This window comes from Candidatus Magnetominusculus xianensis, from assembly GCA_001541255.1.
Lineage (GTDB): Bacteria > Nitrospirota > Thermodesulfovibrionia > Thermodesulfovibrionales > Magnetobacteriaceae > Magnetominusculus > Magnetominusculus xianensis.
Genome location: LNQR01000123.1, coordinates 1 through 19,902 on the forward strand (window position 1 = coordinate 1; position 19,902 = coordinate 19,902).

23 protein-coding genes are annotated in these 19,902 nt (G+C 47.8%); 1 reads left to right on the forward strand and 22 read right to left on the reverse strand.

Features of this window, described 5'->3' with window-relative positions:
• Positions 1 to 346: 346 nt before the first annotated feature.
• From ASN18_RS15270 to ASN18_RS17315, 22 genes are all read right to left on the reverse strand, one after another.
• Complete coding sequence (locus ASN18_RS15270; protein ID WP_085053647.1) at positions 347 to 2,260, reverse strand: hypothetical protein; 1,914 nt, start codon at positions 2,258 to 2,260, stop codon at positions 347 to 349.
• Positions 2,257 to 4,113, reverse strand: coding sequence for a hypothetical protein (locus ASN18_RS15275; RefSeq protein WP_085053648.1), 1,857 nt, complete (start codon positions 4,111 to 4,113; stop codon positions 2,257 to 2,259). The genes ASN18_RS15270 and ASN18_RS15275 overlap by 4 nt, the downstream gene beginning before the upstream one ends.
• The gene (locus ASN18_RS15280) at positions 4,113 to 4,886 is read right to left on the reverse strand and encodes a hypothetical protein (RefSeq protein WP_085053649.1); all 774 of its coding nucleotides are present in this window, start codon (positions 4,884 to 4,886) and stop codon (positions 4,113 to 4,115) included. The genes ASN18_RS15275 and ASN18_RS15280 overlap by 1 nt, the downstream gene beginning before the upstream one ends.
• The gene (locus ASN18_RS15285) at positions 4,883 to 5,392 is read right to left on the reverse strand and encodes a hypothetical protein (RefSeq protein WP_085053650.1); all 510 of its coding nucleotides are present in this window, start codon (positions 5,390 to 5,392) and stop codon (positions 4,883 to 4,885) included. The genes ASN18_RS15280 and ASN18_RS15285 overlap by 4 nt, the downstream gene beginning before the upstream one ends.
• A 2-nt stretch (positions 5,393 to 5,394) precedes the next feature.
• Complete coding sequence (locus ASN18_RS15290; RefSeq protein WP_085053651.1) at positions 5,395 to 7,005, reverse strand: hypothetical protein; 1,611 nt, start codon at positions 7,003 to 7,005, stop codon at positions 5,395 to 5,397.
• 8 nt (positions 7,006 to 7,013) lie between these two features.
• Positions 7,014 to 8,255, reverse strand: coding sequence for a hypothetical protein (locus tag ASN18_RS15295; protein WP_085053652.1), 1,242 nt, complete (start codon positions 8,253 to 8,255; stop codon positions 7,014 to 7,016).
• A complete protein-coding gene (locus tag ASN18_RS15300) occupies positions 8,255 to 9,649 on the reverse strand; it encodes a hypothetical protein (protein ID WP_085053653.1) in 1,395 nt (464 codons plus the stop codon). Before ASN18_RS15300 ends, ASN18_RS15295 begins: the two co-directional genes overlap by 1 nt.
• Before the next feature lies 1 nt (position 9,650).
• On the reverse strand, positions 9,651 to 9,992 hold the full coding sequence (locus ASN18_RS15305) for a hypothetical protein (RefSeq protein WP_085053654.1): 342 nt from the start codon (positions 9,990 to 9,992) through the stop codon (positions 9,651 to 9,653).
• The gene (locus ASN18_RS15310; protein WP_085053655.1) at positions 9,993 to 10,373 is read right to left on the reverse strand and encodes a hypothetical protein; all 381 of its coding nucleotides are present in this window, start codon (positions 10,371 to 10,373) and stop codon (positions 9,993 to 9,995) included.
• Between the two features lie 15 nt (positions 10,374 to 10,388).
• On the reverse strand, positions 10,389 to 13,421 hold the full coding sequence (locus ASN18_RS15315; RefSeq protein ID WP_085053656.1) for a tape measure protein: 3,033 nt from the start codon (positions 13,419 to 13,421) through the stop codon (positions 10,389 to 10,391).
• 6 nt (positions 13,422 to 13,427) lie between these two features.
• On the reverse strand, positions 13,428 to 14,468 hold the full coding sequence (locus ASN18_RS15320; protein WP_085053657.1) for a phage tail tube protein: 1,041 nt from the start codon (positions 14,466 to 14,468) through the stop codon (positions 13,428 to 13,430).
• 13 nt (positions 14,469 to 14,481) lie between these two features.
• Positions 14,482 to 14,730, reverse strand: a complete 249-nt coding sequence (locus tag ASN18_RS15325; protein WP_085053658.1) for a hypothetical protein — start codon at positions 14,728 to 14,730, stop codon at positions 14,482 to 14,484.
• The gene (locus ASN18_RS17305) at positions 14,727 to 14,894 is read right to left on the reverse strand and encodes a hypothetical protein (RefSeq protein WP_157073040.1); all 168 of its coding nucleotides are present in this window, start codon (positions 14,892 to 14,894) and stop codon (positions 14,727 to 14,729) included. Before ASN18_RS17305 ends, ASN18_RS15325 begins: the two co-directional genes overlap by 4 nt.
• Entirely contained in the window at positions 14,887 to 15,063 is a 177-nt protein-coding gene (locus ASN18_RS17310) for a hypothetical protein (RefSeq protein WP_157073041.1), read from the reverse strand. The genes ASN18_RS17305 and ASN18_RS17310 overlap by 8 nt, the downstream gene beginning before the upstream one ends.
• The gene (locus tag ASN18_RS15330; protein WP_085053659.1) at positions 15,060 to 15,251 is read right to left on the reverse strand and encodes a putative peptidoglycan-binding domain-containing protein; all 192 of its coding nucleotides are present in this window, start codon (positions 15,249 to 15,251) and stop codon (positions 15,060 to 15,062) included. Before ASN18_RS15330 ends, ASN18_RS17310 begins: the two co-directional genes overlap by 4 nt.
• A 60-nt stretch (positions 15,252 to 15,311) precedes the next feature.
• Positions 15,312 to 15,530, reverse strand: a complete 219-nt coding sequence (locus ASN18_RS15335; RefSeq protein ID WP_085053660.1) for a glycosyl hydrolase 108 family protein — start codon at positions 15,528 to 15,530, stop codon at positions 15,312 to 15,314.
• Positions 15,531 to 15,542: 12 nt separating this feature from the next.
• Positions 15,543 to 16,970, reverse strand: a complete 1,428-nt coding sequence (locus ASN18_RS15340) for a hypothetical protein (RefSeq protein WP_157073042.1) — start codon at positions 16,968 to 16,970, stop codon at positions 15,543 to 15,545.
• 5 nt (positions 16,971 to 16,975) lie between these two features.
• Entirely contained in the window at positions 16,976 to 17,398 is a 423-nt protein-coding gene (locus ASN18_RS15345; protein WP_085053662.1) for a hypothetical protein, read from the reverse strand.
• Positions 17,395 to 17,853, reverse strand: coding sequence for a phage tail terminator protein (locus tag ASN18_RS15350; protein ID WP_085053663.1), 459 nt, complete (start codon positions 17,851 to 17,853; stop codon positions 17,395 to 17,397). The genes ASN18_RS15345 and ASN18_RS15350 overlap by 4 nt, the downstream gene beginning before the upstream one ends.
• A gap of 115 nt (positions 17,854 to 17,968) precedes the next feature.
• Positions 17,969 to 18,334: a gp436 family protein gene (locus tag ASN18_RS15355; RefSeq protein WP_085053664.1), complete on the reverse strand. Its 366-nt coding sequence runs from the start codon at positions 18,332 to 18,334 to the stop codon at positions 17,969 to 17,971.
• Positions 18,280 to 18,942 carry a hypothetical protein gene (locus ASN18_RS15360; protein WP_085053665.1) on the reverse strand — a complete coding sequence of 221 codons (663 nt, stop codon included), beginning with the start codon at positions 18,940 to 18,942 and terminating at the stop codon, positions 18,280 to 18,282. Before ASN18_RS15360 ends, ASN18_RS15355 begins: the two co-directional genes overlap by 55 nt.
• A gap of 28 nt (positions 18,943 to 18,970) precedes the next feature.
• Positions 18,971 to 19,120, reverse strand: coding sequence for a hypothetical protein (locus tag ASN18_RS17315; RefSeq protein ID WP_157073043.1), 150 nt, complete (start codon positions 19,118 to 19,120; stop codon positions 18,971 to 18,973).
• Between the two features lie 393 nt (positions 19,121 to 19,513).
• Between ASN18_RS17315 and ASN18_RS15365 the strand changes: the two genes are divergently transcribed.
• Positions 19,514 to 19,771 (forward strand): hypothetical protein, encoded by a 258-nt coding sequence (locus ASN18_RS15365; RefSeq protein ID WP_085053666.1) that lies wholly within the window; start codon positions 19,514 to 19,516, stop codon positions 19,769 to 19,771.
• Positions 19,772 to 19,902: the final 131 nt, after the last annotated feature.

Sequence of the window (19,902 nt, forward strand, 5' to 3'; positions counted from 1 at the left end):
CCAGCACTACCTGCCCTTCTTACATACTCCGCTACTGTGCTATGGGATATGTTACATACCCTCGCTATCTGACGCTTACCTAACTTCACTATAACTAGCCAGCCGTATCTGCAAATCTTATCAGGCGATTTTGCAAAAACTCATTATTTCGTCAATTTCCTGACGCTTTTTAACTTATCTACCCTTCACATCAATAATTCTTGATCAAAAGCTCTAACACCGCGTCTTTGGGAGGGCTTAGCTCCTGCGGACTGCTGTCCGCTCTATCTATCTCTCAAGTTACTCAAATTACAATATCCCGATAGCGGCCGCATTAAAGTGATTGAACCCTTTTAACTCGTCTCTATCATCTTGTTGCTGCCATTCTTTTTTTTGACCCATTTGTCATATTGATTATGCCTATAGTCCTGGATGCAAAAACATTGTTACTCCATGTCGTATATGTGTAGGCCATGTATCCCTTGTTTATCTGGCATGAGGCCGCGCGAATGTCCCCTCCTGATATATCTGCCTTAATCAGGCCGCCGTTGTTTGTTTTATACGCAATATGATATGTTGTAATCGTAGGATCGTTTATGTGCTTAATTGTCGGCGTGGGTATCGTCCCGTCGTTTACGTTTGGCGTATCGTTTGAGTCCAGATAATTAACGTAACCCTTCTTATATATGACAATGAAGTTATTCGCGCCGTCCCTGTTATCAAAAGCCATTACGTGAATATCCCTGTAGCCTTTTTTGCTTGCTTCGTGCTTTTCTCCGATAGATACCGGCCACCAGCGCACATTTTCACGGCCTGTGGCGGGATTTAAGAAGGTCTCTACCTTCAGCGTGGCATTGAACTTGTCATGGCCAGTTACGCTTCCACTTATTGATATAACTCCGTCTACAAAGCCTCCATGCGCATCCCCTGTGTGACTTACCAGCGTCATCCCCGGTATCGCGCCCGGTATCCAGTCAAGCCGGTTACTGTCGTACCGCAATTCCTCGTATTCGGCATTCTCAATTTCTAACTCCCCCACCAGCAGCTTTTCTACTCTTTTGCATAAGACATCAAAGACTGCCGTCTGGCCGTTATAAACCCATGTCTCCGTGGTCGTAAAGAATTCCGGTGGCGTCTGGTCCAGATACCACCTGTTTGTCACGACTAAATCCAGGGTAAATGCCCATTGCACATTCCCACCCCTGACCATATAATTGCTTTCTGTTTTCACAAGCGCATTGTCTTTGTCGAACACGTCTATTAACTGATGGGTCTTCCAACTGTATCCTGTCTGCCAGGGTGTGCCGGTTATATAGTCGCTGCCTGTCAGTTTGCCGGTTATATAGCTGCTGTCTTGCGGGGTTGCCTTATATGCTGTCTCGTTTTTCCATAACTGATAGAACTCTTCCTCTGGTGTGAGGCTCAATTCCCTGTACATCACTCCGGTGCCAAGCAATGTTTGTTGGTTTTTAAACATGCAGGCAGTTATATAACCATCACTGCCGCTCGTGTACGGGTGTCTGCTTCCAGGCATACGCATCAACCGCGTTGCGTCTTCAGCATATTTATCCTGACCGTCTGCTTGTATTTTTGTCCAGTTCGTGACATAGCGGCTGCCTACGATTCTCTGCTGATACAGTACCACTAAACTTGTACTCCACGCGGTCTTCTTAAATTCCGCGTAGTCTATCGTGTCATTATAGGTAAAGATAGACGGCAGCTCTGCCTCATATATCCCAGCGCCGGACTGTATATTCAGCGTCAGACCGGTGTCAGAGATTGTCAGGCTTCCCTTCATTAATCCAGCAGGCTTAATTTTTGTGAGCTGCTTATCAAACAGATATACCAGTGCGCGGTAATCCCTTCCATTTTTTGATGTGTCATAGACTAATTCATATTGATAGCCGTCCGGCTCGTTCGCCGTGTTGCGGATATATATTAAGAGTATATAAAAACCACAGGGCTTCTTTTCCTCTAAAAAACCCACAATCTTAAGCTCTATCTTGTCTTTAATATTTTCTAACGTATAGCGGACGTGTACTTTATCATTTTTCTCGAATGCAGTTGCCGCCCCCTCGAGGGCGCCGTTGCTGCGCTCCACCATGTCCGGTTCACAGTTGTAATATATCGGCACGGCTTTATAATTTTCTTCGGTATCTATCAGTTTTTGGTCAAGAATCACTACATCGGCGGTATCGTCATTGTAGTTTATCGCGGTAATTCTGCCCCATAAAAACCTCTGGCGGCTGATTTTGTCCGCACCTTGTATGGTAATCGTCACTTGCTCACCCCTGTCCGAATCGGTAATATCAGATCGCTTTTCCTGTCCAGCGAATAGGCCACACACGAGTGGCTTAATATTCTGTCCTCATCCGGAGTCTTATTTGCATCGTCTTTGTTTCGGCACTTGTGCATCTGGATGTACGATTCTTCGGCATAGGTGTATTCTACCCAGAGCCAGCCCACTACTATTGAGGTGGACGGGGTCTCCGCCAATATACCGTTTTCGCGGTCGATCGTATAATCGACTTCATTCTGATACAGAACTGTCTTGTTCTCGTTGTAAACCCTAAGCGAGACTATGTTTTTGTGATTCAGATACTGCGAGCGGGCAGACATGATGTACTTTGATACGCTTATCGTCTGGCCGATGCTGCTTGCCCCGCCTTTCAATACCAACACACGGTCTCCGATTTCCCACTTCACGAAATCCGAACATGGCAGCCAACATAACGTACCCTTAAACGACACATACCAGTGTAACCGTTTATCCCCAATCCATTCGTTTTGCAACGGAATCAGATATCCCCCAGCCTTAATCGTTGACTCTGTCCATTTGTAGTCAATATATAAAACACTTCCCTCGTCAATATCCGGCGAGGTCTTTGATACCTTTATACAGCCGTTTGTTGCATCAACACTATAATTGCGCACTATGTACTCGTACTCTACGGTTACAGCATCATATCTCCATGCCGTAGATGACGATTTTATTGTGAGTTCTCCGGTGGACGTGTTACATGTATAATCCGATGACGATAGCTCTGCAACTTTATTTGCCGACAAGTACACCTTTATATTTTGTATATCCCGATGTTTCAGCGACTGTGACAACATCACCGTTAATATCTCTGACGCCGCATAGCTGTAATACGGCGGGTATTGCTTTGTCATCTCCAAATCCCACACCACTACGTCTTTTATGTTTTGGTAGGTTACATAGCTGCCGGGATATGTATTAGCCGATATACGCTCTTTTTTCACTGACTTAGTAACGTCCTCTATCAGTCCGCACCCTTGTATCCTGCCGGAGGTCAGACACTCAGTCTCGTACCATCCCCAGGCAATCGGGATTGGGTTGCAATCACAAAACGTCTGGTCAAAGTGTGCCTTTACCACCATATACTCACCAGGGAAAAAGCACGAGGAATTGACGAAATCCCATGTGTGAGACCACTTCCCGCCGTGTATTCTTTCTAATGCCCCGCCTTCCGGTATCGCCGCCGTACCCATGTCAGTAAAATCCCACCGCGCCCAGCAGTCAGATATTTCAAACTCGAACGATAATCCCGATATGCCGCAAATCTGTGGGATAGTTACCTCTGTTGTCAGCGTCCCAGTGGAGATTTTATACTCTTTTTTCTCGTATAGCTTAGTGGTATCGTTCCATTCCATTTTATTTTGCAGCGTGTAGCCCTCTGCCCACGATATTTGCTTCGCACACTGCGACAGGCATTTTTGGTCTTTATAACTTGCTGGCAGCGCCGTAATATCAACCTGTGATTCACTCGATGTCTTGATTTCCCCGCACGGCTCCGTACAGTCCAGACACTCAACCGCATCCCTGCCTTTTGGCAGCATATAGGCTACAACGTGTGACTTGGTGCAGTCGGTATCTTTCTTGCAAAACGGTACCGTTATCATTGTGGCCGCAACATCCGTTCCATAAGACACATAGCGGCCATTGACGTACTTGACCGGCTTCTTAGAGTTTAGTACCGTGTTGGCATCGTAATACGTTGTCGAATACACATCTGTTGCCGTAACGCTGGTAAGGCATAGCTCAGGCGCGCAAATGCCGTCAAACTCTAATTCTTTTTTCTCAAGGTAGGCTGTTAGAGTTAAGTCAGACATTACTTCTTTGTTTCCTCAGAAGATACCGTGAACTCGTCATTTTTTATGCTGTCTTTGTCGCTGTCGTAATAGCCGCTTTTTACCAGCTTTAGCTTATATTTTTTGCCGGTCACTAACTCACCCAGATATAACTGCCCCGATGTGTTCGTCACGCCTATATATACCCATTCCTCAGAGGCTGACTTCCTCATATGTACCGATACAGCCTCCAATACCGCCTTTGAGCAGGCGTCCTTGACGGTTAAATATACCTTTCGTGTAGTGGATGTGCCGGTGTAATCTATTGTCGTATAACCCGCTCTGTCTGATGTTTCGGCTGTGACAAGCAGCATCCCCGATGTCGATGTACTTATCTCCAGTAAGTCGTACAGCGCCTCATACTCACACTTCAAGACCCCCGTTGTTGACTTGGAAAACGTAATGTCAGTCCCTGAAAACTTTGGGGTGTCATCCCCCTTATACGCCCCAATCCATGTATACGTTACACTGCCGTAGGGCGTTTTAGACAATGTCGCTGTCTTACTTTTGTTGACTGTAATATACTCTGATATGCTCTCACTAACGCTTCCACTATTACTTACAGAGCCAAGATTACTCCACAGCGTGGGGGTCTTACCACCAGGGGTGAGCCTGTACCACGCCGTATCGTCAACGGCCATAAAGGAGCTTTTCCCACCATTTTTATCGCTGTCGGATTCAAAAGTAAACCCTTGAGACGAACTCGAATCGCATGTTGCGCTAAATGTAACCGTCATGGTTGCCTTGTCTGTCATTTTTCCTCGATGTAAACCAATACCTCGTAGGTATCGTCGTCTTTCGTATTCACGGAGATTGACCAGAGGTCATATTGTGCATTATATGCTATCAAGGCTATGGCCACACCGGCTGTCTCTGCCGTTACCTCTAAGTCGCCGCTCTGTTTAACCGCCCCCAAGTTCGTTCCTTTCCATGTCACGGAACTCAGAGTACCGATAGGATATGACACACTGGCCTTATCGGTTTTCTCGAATTTTATTGTCTCTTCGTGTGAGGAGCTTTTGCCAGTACCCTTTTTTGTGACTGTCCCATCTGACGCCGTAATAGTGTATGCCTCGATTTTCGATGTCTTATATACACGAAAATAATACAGTTCACCATACTTAAAACACGTCCTGGCGTTACCGCTTTCATCAACATTCATGTCTGAATCGCCTTCTACCTTAAATGACTCCGACGATGAGCTGCATGACATCGCAAATGATATTGTCGTTGATGTCTTGACCTTCGTGTCCTTTCCCATAATTACCCCCTTTTAATGACGGTCGAGGACGACTGCCCCGTCTTTTGCAGTATCGTATATGACGTGCCTGACTTGCCAAGCAGTACCCTGTCGCCCGCCTGTAAATTATCTGTGGTTATCAGGTCGTTGTTAATTGCCTCGGCGGCCTTTGCACCCTTGCCCATTATCACCGTAACGGCCGTTGCTGATTTGTCCCCATCGTTTGTCACTACACACAAGGCCACTTCCCTCTCTTCGGCACAACTAACACTCCACTCGTCGTACTTTGTCTCGTACTCTATCTCAAGGACAGAACACGTGTCGTCCTTGGCCGTGACCTCTTTGCTACCGAGGGAATATTCTATCAGTGTGTTAGCGTCGCATGAGTACAGCTCATATTTGATAAGTTTAAACAGGCTCTTACTCAGAGCCCCGGTACCGCCGGTCAACACGATTGTCTCTGTGATTGTCTCTGTCTTAGTGCCCGCTTTAATGCACGATGCCTCCGGTGTGGCCAGCAGCTTGTACACGATATTTTCATTCGGGATATAGACCTTGACGGTATTGACAGCCCCGGGTACAGCGCAGCTGCCGTCTGCCTCAATAGAGAAATCATCTGAGGCGCCCAGGGTATCGCCCTTGATATTCACTGTAACGCTTGAGTACTGTGCCGCCTCCCCGTTTATATCGAGGCTGATAATATTGTCCCTGTCAAAGCTGCGGTCTGTCACCGCGGTCTTCAATTCCTCTGGTGAGACCGGATATTTTCGTCTCACGCGCAGCATCCCGTCCACCGTTGTTTCTACAATGCCCTCAGAGACCTCCGCAAGTTTAATTATCGCATCGATGGGATAGTCATCAGCGCTGAGCTCACCTATCCAATAATCCTCACAATCCCAACTAACCGCTATATCTCCGGCGATTGCCTGTGCTGTCTCTGAGGCATACGCATTTTCATAGGTCTGCGAGAGCTTCTCAGCGTGACCCTCAGCTAATAAACCAGACATTTGTCTGCCCCAGAGCGTCATCCCCTCACTTTGGAATTTCTCCGACATATCCCGCGTCTCAAGTAGGAACCTGTACGTAACCTCATTTATCGTCAGGGCTATCCTTTCATTTCCAGGGTTGATTGTTGGGCTGCACTGATCGAAATACCGCAATCCGGCAAGCTCTATTTCTATATGGCTTATCGCCTCAGAATCGCTCCTCATCACAGTGATACTCCTTGCCGCCGCTTTCACAGACAGGCCATCGACTCTAATATCCCATGTGGTGGACGTCCTTTTTACCCCTGAGCTGCTGGTCAGGGAGTTTCTAAGGTGATTTGCAACTGTCATCGCCTGTTCCAGGCTATTGCGAATAACCATGGCCATGTTGACAGGGTCTGATATATCGGAGCGTACATGGTGCGCCCGATAGTATCCCTCTGAAATGCTGCTGCCGGTATATACGTCAAACACCGATGACAGCGCGTTACCAATAAACAGAGATGCCTCTATCCCTGAGTCCACTATGCGCAGGCGGCTGTGAAGGGCAGACACCAAGCCCTCGGATATTGTATTTTGTATGTCTATTTTTTTCGTATCTGACAACGCCCCGCCCGCGTGAAACGCTGCCTCTATGCCGGAGTCCACTATCTTATTTAATAAAGATACGCTCTTCCACCAATTCCGCTGTTTGCATGAGCCATAACTATCTCACCGGCGCTGTTTAATGTGAATAGGCCGACGGTATCAGACATGGCAGCCGCCAAATAGTTATCTATCAAATCTGCGACCGTTGTGCCTGTGCATAACCTGAACATATCAACCACCGGTGTAACACCCTGAATGACGGCATTATCACCCGGCGGGGCGACCAATTGCAGGGCGCTGCCCTGAGCTAGAGGCGTGACCTCTGATGACAACAGCCGAAACTCTCCGACATCAAAGCGGTTGTGATTCGCTATGTTTCTGAAGGGCTTTGTAAAATATCCAAGCACGTAATACTGCATATCAGTGTTAGACCTTTTACCTTGAAATTGCTTTGCCGCATCAAGCCCTACGGCAATAGTCTGATAACATGGCTGGTTAATCGTATTGTAATACTGGTCGTCTGAACTGCCCGTCATGCGCACGTTTGTCCAATTCCCACTGCCTGTGGAGTACATCTGCACGAGGGCGCCCGTATAGCCCCACGGTGGGTTGTCCGATGAAAGGTCTTTGGTTTCGTAGCTGCCGGTTGTTGTCAGTGAATACTCAACGCCGTTCGTCTTTGCCCGCCCGTTCAGGATATACCCGCGTAAGTACAGGTGTTTTACTGCACTCGTATTGCCGTGAATCATCTGAAAACACCTGCCGGAGTTCAGCGGCACGATATACCCATAATGGTAATTGTTAGGGTGCGGCGTATACCGGTTGTCCGTTGACCCTTTCTTCCTGAACCCTATATAGTGGCTGCTGCTGGTGGATGTATACTCGACACAGGCAAACTGCCCGCCAGCAGGGATGTATGATGATACGTCTACATCTGTCCAGACGCCTTGTGACGCGGGTATGAGCACAGATATATCATACCCCGCAGCCCAGCCCGCCGCGTCAGCCGTAAAGTATCCCTGAAGATAAAAATGGCACGTCCCATAGGCGTCTGTCGTATATACCTGAATGATTCGTGACGCATCGAGCGGGACACATACCTCTGTCATATCAAACGACAGCGCGCCCTTTACGTCGTAGCCGGAGTTTTTAGTCCTGAGCCCCCACGACGGGCCGCTGTCGCCCACGCCGCGAACTCTGATGATTGCCATCGTCGCGTCAGCCGGTACATATGCCGACAAGTCTTTATCGACATATTGATTCAGCGTAGACGTGGATATGTCTATGGCGTTCTTAAAGAAAACGGCCATTACTCTACGTAGAGTTCTATGCTGATACCGTTATCGCTATATGCCGCAGTACCTGCAGGCACTACCTCTTTCAACCACAGCGGCGCCTTGGCCGGATGTGTTTTGAACTGCGCTGTGTTGCCGGTCTGCCAACTGCCGCCCCATGCGTTTGACGGGATATTAAAATATTTTGTTGCAACGTTGGGATTGATTGGCGTAAAGGCACTGTTTATATTGCCGCTGCCTACGCTGCCTGATACAGTGCCCGCACAGGTAAAGTTTGTCGAAGATGTGAATGTACACGTCCATGTCTCTTCGATTGTGCCGTTGTTGTCGAGGGTTACCTTTGTCAGGTCAAATGTCCCTGAACCGGTAACAGCCTTGCTGTCGGCAGAGGTCAGAATATCTCCAACGTTTAGGGCTACCGCACAGTAGGTGTTGGATGTTGCGTAATTATTGGCAACTGCCTCTTGTGTCTTTACCGTGAGGACATTACCGCTCCAGCTCCACGACTGCTCCGTGTAATCTACTGTTATGTTGGTTGAGTTGTCGGGCGCGGTGTCGAACGTCAGGGATATTGCCCCTGCGTTAGATACGCTCCCTGAGCTGAGGTGTGTACCAGTTATTGTGCCGGAGGGGTTTGCAGTTGCCGTGTATTGTACGCTGGCAATTGTGTACTTGATTTGGACGGTTGCCTGCTTTACCAGTGTATGGGCTGTGTTGTGGGAGTACTGCGTGGTTGAGCCGTTGCCTGAGCCGACAATCTCACCCGTATAACTCAGGTTTTGGGATTTCACGTACTCGATATTCCCGTTCTGATTATAAGAAAAGACCTTGCCGCTTCCCATAAACGTGCCATAGGGGTAGACGTCCTCCTCATCCGCCGTTGGGGCCGTCTGCCTTATCCAATTACCGCCGTTGAAGTATACAGACTCGAATGCTTTAACGTTCGCATCTATGGTTTGATTGGTCAGGAAGTGGTTGTTTATGACAATCACCTGGTCGTTGTCGATGTAAAAATCATTACTCTCAAAAAGGATTGAGACCTGTTGGTCATTGGCCGTTATCGCGCTGTTTAACAAGCCGCCGCCAGCCCAGTTGTAACCACTGTCTATGTCGGACTGCACATCGGTCTGCGTCCCTTTGGCGAGGTAGAACCTGTCACCCGCGGGTGATGGCCGCAGGATATAAACGAGTACCGAACTGGCCGTCTCTCCGCCTGTATTCCTGTTCCAGAAAAATAATTTCCTGTAGAGTATTCCTCCAAATATTCGCTTAGGGCGCGTCACGCGGGGAAACAGGCCATACTTTTGTCTGTTGACAATCAACACATATCCGGCAGGCCCACCGTTTGAGCCTGTGTCTGTGACCGTTGCCGATTTTACAAATTTTATCTCATCCTTCGTAACTGACATATTATTTAACCTCCAAATCAACTTCAAATACGCCGTTACTGTCATCTTTGCCGCACCCGCTGCAACCGCTTGTAGGCTTTCTCTCCTCGTCAGGTACAAACATATTCATTACCGGGCGCGTTAGCGGTACCCCCTGAAACCCGCGCGGCAGCGAGATAAACGTCTTTTCCTCTATCCTAAATATCTCTGCCAATGGAAACGGGCTGCCCTTGACGCAAAACGATATTGCCTGCACCATGTCTATGCCGTCCTCTTTCTTGACAACTATGCTGATATTTGCCCGTCTTATCGGGTCGTGAAACTCGATTACATCTAATTCGTCTTTTAACGCTTCTTTTCCCATTTATACCTCCATGAGTCTTATTTTGCAGTTAAAATAATCGTTATCGTTATAAGCGCTTCGTTCAATGACTGGACTAAACTCCAGTGCCGGGGCGTCCTCATGCCGGAAGCGCACATTGAACGTCTCATCATCATAGACAAGCTCGTACTCCGCATCCTGCACAGATGCCATTGCCTGCAACACCTTGACCTGAGCGTAGGTAATCCAGCACATATTATCGCGGCCCTCGAGGTCGATATGCCTGCCGCTGATTTCACTGCCGTAAACTATTACACCACCGGATAATGTGCGCTCTGCGGTCTCTGATACGCCCGTCCACTCAAACCTGTTCGGCCAGAATATCTGATTTGGGAATTCTACATCTCCTAGTTTAATCATCATGAGCTTGTCGAAGGGTCATTCCTGATGCCCCGTCTTACGCTTATGTCCAAGCTGCCTGTTCAAATCCTTCAGCGTATCAATATTTTTTGATTGGGTGTAGGTTTTGATTACAGTACCACCTATATTAAGATTAAGCGTCATCATACTGCCGCCTGCCTCCATGGCGCCGCCCGTGACCATACCACCCGCGGCAAATGCCTGCCTTACCGTAGACGGGATTGCCGGAGGCGTGATCTTAAAGCGGCTTAACGATGACAAGTCCGGCATCTTTAAACTGTTTAGCATGTGAAATAACCCAGCACCAAACTTTGCCACCGCCTCTTTTCTGATCACGAATTCCCCAGGCTCAAGCAATGCGCGAATCGAGTCCCCACCGCCCCAGCCCGGAAGCTGCCCACCGCGCGCAAATGCCGCCGCCTGATTCCACACTCCAACAAGACCCCCTGCGGCCTTCTTCTCTGTCGTTGTTGTTTCTTGTACAACCTTAATCACAACCTGTTTGCCGTCGTTTGCAATTATTGCCTTTATGCGATCTTCAATTTCAGTTAGGCCGGTTGCCTTGAAGTTTATCTCCCCTTGTGCCCTCAAGGACTCCAGTTGCGCCTTAAGGTCCAATAGTGGCTTTGCAAGAGCTTCTAATGCCTCTTTTAGCATAGTCGCATTTTTCTGCTCCGTTTCCCATCGCGACTGTGCTTCAGCTTTTTCTTGTTTGAGTATATCAATATATTTCTTACCGGCACGCTCAACGCCGTTTAGTCCGGTGGCATATTGCACATAACTATTGCCAGCGCTCTTGGCCAGATCGGAGTACATAGCTTTCGCTTCTCCGTAGAGCTGTTTAGCTATGTCAAGATTGCCCTTGGCTGCCTGCTTTTCGGCCTCAGCTTCTAACTTTCGCGCCTGCCCGTCCTTTTCTTGCGCCGCCATATATACTGACATACGCGTTTGTTTTATGCTGCTGACCTCGGACGCCAGCGATACCTCTGAGGTCAGTATTTCGTTGTTTAGCTTTTTTACGGCCTCAGCGTATTCTTTTTCTTTCTGTTCCGTTTCCTTAAGGGCCGCTCCAATTCCGGCCATTGCCTCTCTTGCCTTTTCTATTTTAACTTTTACGATTTCAGCCTGCTGTTGCCTTATACCATCCAGAACTTTTTGCTCTAATCCTAATTGTTTCGTCAGTTCTATTACCTTTACCGGATCGTTAAAATTTTGAGCAATTTTCTGCATTGTATTGGCAACTGCTATTTCCTGCCGTTTATATGCCGCCTCCATATTTGCAGTCTCTTTATCTGCTACTGCTTGCTGTTTTGTGTTATATTTTTCCGCTTCAGCGATTAAATCCTGATAGTATTTTTGCCTTTCGCTCAACAAGGCTAAATAGACAGCCTTATCTCGTGCCGTTCCGGCTTCCATGCCGGTAAATTTCATTTCTATCTCAAATGTTCTTGTACTATGAGTACTCTCAAGATACTCCAGTGTTTCCTGATATTTCTTATCTACCCCTTCCATTGCAGTTTTTAATAAATCCGCAGCTTTTGCCTGCGCCTGAACTTCGGCTGTGCCTTTGGCCTGTGCCGTGGCTGTCTTTTTTGCCGATTCTCCTATCTTGTTTTGCAAATCCAATGCTTGGCTTAAATGAGATGGATTTCTCGCTATCGAGTTAGCTGTCTTTTCCCACTCGTTGCCTATTTTAACGGCTAAATCCCATATCAGCTGCTGTGCTCCATATGTTAGATGTACAGCATCAGTCAACATAAAAATAGACTGTACTGTGGATGTGATCACAAAGGCCATCGATAAAAAGGCCAGCTTTGCAAGATCAATAACATCTAACATCGCAGCTAATGCAGCATGGATTGTTTTAAATACCAGAACTAAGGCTCCGCTTTCAAATGCGATCTTAATAATATATGCAAGAAATGTAAGCGCCGTAGCCGTAATGTCGATAAATGTCAATCCGATATTCTTGACACTTTCATATACCTCAATAAATTCTTTTTTGTGCTGCTCTATATATCCGTTTACCTCTTTTAATACGCCTATAAAGTCTTGTACGCCAGCAACAAGCAGCTTGCCTATGTCATCCGCTACAGCTTTTGCACCCGCAAACAGATTCTTTATCCCGCTGCCAACATCAAAGTTCTTTGCGTCTATCAATGTGGTAAGCAGCGCCTTCCATGAGGTTTTTATACCATCAAAAAGCCCTTCTGTCATCTTACCGCCGATGAAGCTGATTGCATCTTTCATATTCGACGCCAAACCTGCCCATGTATTAGCTACAGCTTCTCCGGAGAGCTTAAATGCCTCAAGTTTCTTGGTCAGCTCCTGCCAGTACGTACCGCTTGATTTCCATTTATCCACCATCTGACCTGTGATTCCAAGCGCTGTGGCCAACCTGTCCTGCATTGGCACTATCGAGCCGTCAAGCAGACTTCGCCCTTCCGCAGATAGCTGATTCATCTCTATCCCTAACGCGCCCAAGCCCTGTACCATCAGCAGGGTAAATTCTTTTGTTTGCTTCATGGTCAACCCTGCTGCAGTGGCCGGGCCGATATATGATTGAAATGCTTCGACAAGCTGCTGTGTCGTTGCCGTAGTCTCAAGACCGGCTATCTGTAGTTCCTTCATTAGTCCCGCAGCTACCTTTTGGGCCTCGTTGAACTTCTCCATTCCTGTAAGACGCCGCCCGTCTTGTGATATGAGTTCAGTCGTCGCCGTGATTATGCTGGCTATGCCGATCTTTGACGTTTCCATCTCTCTATTGAATTCAAAACCCTTGACCGACACAGACAATAGAGCCTGAAATCCTTTATACGCCGCAGCCGCAGCACCTATCGAGACCATAAATGAACCAAGTGAACTGGTTATGCCGCTGAAAGAGCCCTCCGTGCCGGTCTTCTGAAACGCGGTTTTAAACGCGCTGTCAGCGCTCTGAATTTGCTCCCTAGCCGTCGTTAAGCCGTTGTTAAGGGGGCTTAACAAGTTTTGAAGTTTGTCAAAACCCTTAGTGACGGCTTCTATTACAAATTTTAATGTTTGGGCAGCCATAATCTTCTAAAATAAGGGACAACCGCCCCTTAACTCAGAGGCGGCTTTCACAAATCCCTCTATTTGCCGCTTTGTATACCCCATTATGACTTCCCACGTCCCTTCCGGTGTAACCATTATCTGCCCGGACATGTCGAGCTTTGCATAATCGTTTGCAAGCCAGTCCAGAGCTGCTGTCGGCTCCAGAGTTACCTTATAGACAACTACCTCTACCGGTTTCTTATCGACAATATTTACCCCGACAAACCGAATGAATACGTCACGCTGTGTCATCGTATTTGCCTTGACCTTATATGCGCTATAGTCATCGGCCTGATATGAGATTGTTAGGGTTTCGGTCTCCGTTATCCCGCCTGTTTCAAGGGCTATTATGCGCCCGACCGCGTAATCAATCTCGTAGTCCGTATTAGCAGTATATTGCACGGTCAATGCCGCAGACCCCGCTGCCTCGTCTGTTAAGGTCTCTGTAACGGTAATTGTGTGCTGCGCCACTGTGGCTATCGTCTTTACGCCGTTGTTGTCAACCGTGTCTGAGATAAGTATCTTTTGCCCTGCGGCAAATCCCGCACTGAGGAAATCCCCTCCGGCGCTGGCTATTGTCTTTGTCGCCGCGGTGAAAGATATGTCTGCGGCTGTCACTGTCTTATCACCACTCAATACTACCGGCGCTGGCGATTGTTTTAAACTGCGCTTTTCGAGTTTTTTGTATTTTCCTATTGCAGCCACTACAGCCTCGTCCGTTACAGTTGCCGCCGTTTGCGCAATATCGCTGTCCTCGCCAAACAGGGCTAATACAAGATTCTTCCTTTTAATGTCGCGCAGCGTAAACTTTACACCTTGTGAAGTATCTATTACGACTGATGCTAAAGTTTGACCAAAGTTGCCGGGCATGCTGGATTTAAGCTCTTTTTTATTTGACTTTGCCGCCTCGATCTGGAAAACCTCTGTGTTTCCTACATGCAGTTCGCCTGTCCTTGTCCCGTCTGCGGCAAGTGTATCTATATATAATATGCCGCTTCCAAAAAACGCATTTTGGTTGTACGTCATTTGTTACCTCCTTTTATTGAGCAGATTTAACTGCTTTAATTAATGTTTTTATCAACGGTTTGCAGTCCTCGAAGTTCTTACAGGCATCAATATCAGCATCTTTAATGCCTTTGAGGTTTTCCTTGGCCTTCCTTTTATCAACTACAATCTGCCTTTGCTCTTCGGTAGTCAACCGCTGCGGCTCAGACATGGCTATCCCTTGCAGCATCAACAAAATACCCACAATGGCCATCGCAATTTGAAATACTTTTTCAGACATCATTTGTCACCATCCTTCGATAATATTGCCGTTATCCCAGCCCCGATAAGGCTGGCGGCGGCCTCTTTGTTGTTCGTAAGCCATGCTGCCAACGCGCCCGCCAGACACAGCATTCCTACCAGCGTCGTCTTGTAGTTTTTCGCTATTGCCGATGCTATCTCACTCATTGCCGCAAATCACATCCAGCCTGGCCGTGCCGTTGTCGCCGTTGTCATAGCTGACGCCGAGGGTGCAATTGTCTGTGATCTGCACGGTTGTCTTTACCGTACCAGGCATACAGCCAAGCGCTGCTATACTCATCAGCCCCAGACATACCACCATCATAAACTTTTTCATACTGCCTCCTTGTCTTCGTTAATATACTCAGCAATATACTCAGCTAACCGCTCCAGGCGGTTTAACCACCCTGTCAAATACTTACGTCTTTTCCCAGTCTGTGCAATGCGGCTGTAATACTGCCTCCTCCTGTCTATGTACTCTGCAGCCATCTGCGGCGGCTCCCTTTGCAGCAGCAAGGCCAGCATATTGCGGGCACGGCTGACGCCTAAGTTTACTGCCGCATCGAAATGCGCCAGACACAGCGGTCATGACAGGGCATCGCAGCTCGCCCGCCCCCAGTAGTCACGGCGATACAGTCTTTTTGCATCCTCAATTGTCAAAGATTTAATATCCAGACTCGGATACGCCCGCTTGCTTATCCCGTACTTTGTCTCTCCTCCGGGGTCATCAGGGTCGTTGACATACCCGCCCTCAGCGTCAAGAACAAACCGGACCGCCGCTGTGTAATACGCCTCTGTTGTCATAGGGTCACCTCCTTATTGCACCAATAACGCAACAGCACGAGTAACAGTGCCCTTGTTAGTGACATTGTCGTTGTTGAACGTCATAAGTCTCCACCTCATCTGGTTGTTATTGCCGGAGAGCGACACATCACCGCTCAACAGATTCCACGCTGGCGTGTTTGATGTCCCCGCCTGTATAACGTCGTCCTTTGCAAGTGTTACCTGAGTCCATGATGTCCCGTTGTCTGATGACACATATGCCTTCAGGTCAGTATTAAGAGTTATTCCCTGCGTGGTATTATCCTGCTGTATAAATATCAGCCTGGCCTTTGTTGGATTGAACGGAGCTATGTACGGCGCTGAAGTTAATATAGAATTTAAGTATGTTGGTAACACTTGGCCTGACAATAGGTGCATCTCATTGACCTGCGCAATACCACTCTGCCCAGCGGTAACATTAAACTTCCAGTACCGATACGTCTTGTTTCCTCCCGAAAACATATATGTATTAGTCTGCCCATATGCAAGTGTTACACTCTGGCTGTCAAGTAAAGTCCATGACGAGTTATCGCTTGACCCATAAAACTCCCACACAGTAGGTGCATAATTATAACTAAACAGGATATTGTATCCCTGAAGAACTACCGGAGCAGCAAACTCAAACTCGATGGCATACGGGGGGCCGACAGTTGCACTCCAAGGGACACCTGTACTGTTATCACAAAGTTTTGTTGGCACATAAGGCTCACCTTGATTATGCCCATATATTCTTGGATACCCAGGATAAGCAGGCGAAGAGCATAAATTAGTTCCGGCTACAGCACCGCCTACATGGACACTAACATACGTATGGTCAGACGCAAGGTATGTAACATTATCACTCCATGTCACTGTCCGGTTATCTATCCCAGCTTGATTTTCAAATTTGTCAAATACACCGTCATCCATATTAAAAATAGTGAGCGCTGCATGGACAGCCAACTTAAAGTAGGCAAGGATAATATCATTTATTACCCAATTTGCTATCTGCGCCTGGCCACTCTGATTTGTTGTCAAGGTAAAATTGTCTATACCGCCTATACTTCCACCACCCCCACCGCCGCCTGTTGCCGTTATAACGCCTGTGGTATTGTCATAACTTATACCAGTACCGGCTGACAGCGCCGCCCGTGCCGCTGAAGTTGTAAACCATAGGTTAGACCCTTGCGTTATATTGTCTGTATATAGCGTGAACCAGTTTTTAGTCCCGTTGTACCAGTTCCCCGATATGCTTGTTCCTATGGCTGAAACTGCCCGCGCCACTGTGAAGTATTGATTTGTACCCTCGGGTACGTTGTCGGTCGTCAGATTGTCGAATGTAAATCCGGCGCTGGTGGCAGAATTTACCCTGCCGAAATGCGGCCAGCCAAAGGCCGATGAACTCAGCAGCAGGAGTAATATAACAGCAAATATTTGTTTCATTATCATCATTCAACCCCCAGACATATCATCGATACGCGGGGACTTGCTCCGCCCGGCAAAGACACTACCCTTGCGCGCATTACCTTTGTCGGCGTGTCTGTTACAGTAAAGATATATACTCCGGCGGTTATGTTAGATGCAGGTATGTCTAATGTGTCCTGCGGCCAGGTCATCGGCAAATACGTGCTGCCCCCGCCGATATTCCCCTCCAGCGCAATTGTTACATTGTCGGGATGCCCGCTTATCGAGGTCTCGCATGTCCATAGCTTGTAGACCTTGTACGGTATCTGGACAGTCTGCCCAGCGCCCACACTTGCATTGTCAAGCAGTTGAAATGTCTTCCCCTCTGCAAAGACATCCTTTACAAGAATCACTGCCGCAAGGATTGTCATTATGATTGCTGCGACTGTCACCGTTTGTTTTCTCATCTTCTCTTCTCCACTACAAATGGTAATGTATAGTGATATGTCTGACCGTATGCGCATACGCCCGGCCTCACAAATGCCAGGAAGTTCTCCTCTTGCCATGTAAGGGTTATCCCTCTGTAGCCGCTGCTGAGGTCTTCGATTAACATCCCATGCAGTGACTGCCGTACTGTCAGTAACACGCTTCGCACATCCTGAGACGCATCCCCTCTGCCCCTCAGATTCTCACATAAGACATATACTTGAAATTCTTCAGTGGCCATGCTTAAGACCGCATGTGTCCCTGTGCTTGACGTGATGTTCTTCGCTCCGGCATATATCGTATAGGCCGCAGGTAGCGCTATGGCCAATGCCCCGATTTCCTCCAGATTGCCCTGCATAGGTTCAACCGTCTGGAATATCCCCAGCCTCGTTAATTTCTCCTGTATCGATGCCTCTACCGCTATGTTGTCAACCATGTCTTTAACCCCTCACGCACTCGCTGCACATTCACTCTACGACCGCGTTAATTCTTGTTAATTCCGCCTGTTACGCAGCTAGGCTTATCTCACTATAGCCGCGATTAAAACGCCCTTAAAGACCATTTAAAACAGCCTTTGAAAATTCCCTGTCCGATGACGTTTTATTACCCGCGTAATAGCCGGTATCAGCGGCCGGTATATCTATATCGAGGCTAATTGTCCCCGAACGGATTTCTCTCAACTGCCTTATGGCGTTGTCATACCGCCGCTGAATGCTCTCCGGTATCTCTGTCACAAAGCGCCGCTCGTAGAGTTTGAAGACTGTTATATCGACTGATATGCCGCGTATCAGCCCAGGCGTGGGACTGAGCGGGACAGCGTATCTGCCCCGCATATACCCATTGATTATCTCATCCGCCGACGCTATGGCCTCATTGAGCCGCTGTGTTTCAGGCTGTCCGCGATTTGCTGCCCTAATGCGATATCAGGGTTTACGTTTTTACCCGCGGCGAATTCCTTAGTTGCGATTTCTTTCATGTGTACCTGTGTCGGCAGTGCCTCGATAAATTCCTTAAACACCTCTATTGCAGGTCTTTCCCCTGTATCTGAAAACATATATGTCCCCGCACCGTGCATTATCTCCATGAACTCAGCCACGAGAGATTTTTGTGCCGGTGTGAGCTTGCCGATGGTGCCTAACTTATCGCAAAAGGCTGTAAAATCATTTTTACGGTTGTCACGCCTGAGTGCTTCTACCTGCTGGCGCAGTTCGGTTATTTCGGCTATTTCGTCTCTTGCGGAGAATTGTTGTGTGCCGGGCTGTTTATTTTGATCACGTTCAGGCTTCTGGTCTGGCTCCGCAATAGCAAACTCAAATTCAACAGCCGCGCCCTGGTCTCTGAATTGTACAGGCTTCAACCCCTTGACCGCCGGAGGCACTGCCCCAAGAAATCCCACATGCCTCAACGTCATGTCGGGGTTAATCGCCACTGACCGGTTTCTGAACGCCCCACTTTTCACCATCTGCTGAAAGTCAGGGTTCACATCCTTAAGCGATGCAACCAGGACATTCCCATTACGCCTCAAGCCGCCTACCCAGCCATAGGCCGGGCTGTCAGACTTCGGATGCCCAAATCACCACAGGGGCCTCGTTAAACTCCGGCTTGTAGCTATTTACTATCTGCTCGAGGTCGCCTTCTGTCCACTCCCTCGTGCCTCCGGCGCTGTCTGTGTGTACGCCGGTCTTAAAGATTTCTAATTCCACTTTTTCTACCCCCTTAATTGTTTATTTTGAGCTTAATTAATTCCCCCCACAGAGTTCTCCTGAACGGTTCAGTAGAACTATTTTTTTCCTGCCGGTAGGATAAGAGTAGAAAACTATTCAGGAGGCGGTATATGAATGAAGCGTTTATTGTCGAAATAATGAAGGTCTCCGGGTATGCTGGCGTTTTCCTTTTCATCTTTTGGCGGATACTGCAAAATCACTCCAGCCCAGCCAGATTAAAGAATTGATTGACCAGCATAACAAGCTCCTGGAAAAAACCTTTACCACTATGGAGAACACTCATAAGGCCATCAACGAAAACACCTATCAGATTGGACGTGTCATCGAGGCTATCGACACATGTAAGCAGGTTGACCGCAGAGGAGGCAGACTATGAATGATGAAATCCTGCGGTTAAAAGGCCAACTGGCAGACTATGAAAGACAGTTGCACAAACTGTACCTTGCCATCGACGGTGATAAAAATATGATACGGATACATCTGCCCGCACACGTGAGCGATGAGGAGCTTACATCGATGAAAGCCGAACTTGCCTTAGAATCAATGACACGTCTAAATGAAAATGTCACAAGGGCCAAAAAGATAGAACATAATATCAGAGAAATCAAAAACGCCCTCGGCCAGGATTAGACCGAGACCAATGGCAAAGAAACAATTATACTTCGACGAGGCCGAACGGCTTTTTGTAATCGAACAGCACAGCATCACGGCTATAGCGCAGAAGCTCAACCTTGCCGAACGCACCGTCCGGCTCTGGAAAG

What these genes read in the sequence shown, in the direction of transcription:
- ASN18_RS15345 (WP_085053662.1), bottom strand. Translation starts at nt 17,398, where the DNA reads ATGAGAAAACAAACGGTGACAGTCGCAGCAATCATAATGACAATCCTT.
- ASN18_RS15340 (WP_157073042.1), bottom strand. Translation starts at nt 16,970, where the DNA reads ATGAAACAAATATTTGCTGTTATATTACTCCTGCTGCTGAGTTCATCG.
- ASN18_RS15275 (WP_085053648.1), bottom strand. Translation starts at nt 4,113, where the DNA reads ATGTCTGACTTAACTCTAACAGCCTACCTTGAGAAAAAAGAATTAGAG.
- ASN18_RS15295 (WP_085053652.1), bottom strand. Translation starts at nt 8,255, where the DNA reads ATGGCCGTTTTCTTTAAGAACGCCATAGACATATCCACGTCTACGCTG.
- ASN18_RS17305 (WP_157073040.1), bottom strand. Translation starts at nt 14,894, where the DNA reads ATGAGTGAGATAGCATCGGCAATAGCGAAAAACTACAAGACGACGCTG.
- ASN18_RS15365 (WP_085053666.1), top strand. Translation starts at nt 19,514, where the DNA reads ATGAATGATGAAATCCTGCGGTTAAAAGGCCAACTGGCAGACTATGAA.
- ASN18_RS15350 (WP_085053663.1), bottom strand. Translation starts at nt 17,853, where the DNA reads ATGGTTGACAACATAGCGGTAGAGGCATCGATACAGGAGAAATTAACG.
- ASN18_RS15285 (WP_085053650.1), bottom strand. Translation starts at nt 5,392, where the DNA reads ATGGGAAAGGACACGAAGGTCAAGACATCAACGACAATATCATTTGCG.
- ASN18_RS17310 (WP_157073041.1), bottom strand. Translation starts at nt 15,063, where the DNA reads ATGAAAAAGTTTATGATGGTGGTATGTCTGGGGCTGATGAGTATAGCA.
- ASN18_RS15305 (WP_085053654.1), bottom strand. Translation starts at nt 9,992, where the DNA reads ATGGGAAAAGAAGCGTTAAAAGACGAATTAGATGTAATCGAGTTTCAC.
- ASN18_RS15280 (WP_085053649.1), bottom strand. Translation starts at nt 4,886, where the DNA reads ATGACAGACAAGGCAACCATGACGGTTACATTTAGCGCAACATGCGAT.
- ASN18_RS15320 (WP_085053657.1), bottom strand. Translation starts at nt 14,468, where the DNA reads ATGACGTACAACCAAAATGCGTTTTTTGGAAGCGGCATATTATATATA.
- ASN18_RS15330 (WP_085053659.1), bottom strand. Translation starts at nt 15,251, where the DNA reads ATGCTGGCCTTGCTGCTGCAAAGGGAGCCGCCGCAGATGGCTGCAGAG.
- ASN18_RS15300 (WP_085053653.1), bottom strand. Translation starts at nt 9,649, where the DNA reads ATGTCAGTTACGAAGGATGAGATAAAATTTGTAAAATCGGCAACGGTC.
- ASN18_RS15335 (WP_085053660.1), bottom strand. Translation starts at nt 15,530, where the DNA reads ATGACAACAGAGGCGTATTACACAGCGGCGGTCCGGTTTGTTCTTGAC.
- ASN18_RS15325 (WP_085053658.1), bottom strand. Translation starts at nt 14,730, where the DNA reads ATGATGTCTGAAAAAGTATTTCAAATTGCGATGGCCATTGTGGGTATT.
- ASN18_RS15315 (WP_085053656.1), bottom strand. Translation starts at nt 13,421, where the DNA reads ATGGCTGCCCAAACATTAAAATTTGTAATAGAAGCCGTCACTAAGGGT.
- ASN18_RS15310 (WP_085053655.1), bottom strand. Translation starts at nt 10,373, where the DNA reads ATGATGATTAAACTAGGAGATGTAGAATTCCCAAATCAGATATTCTGG.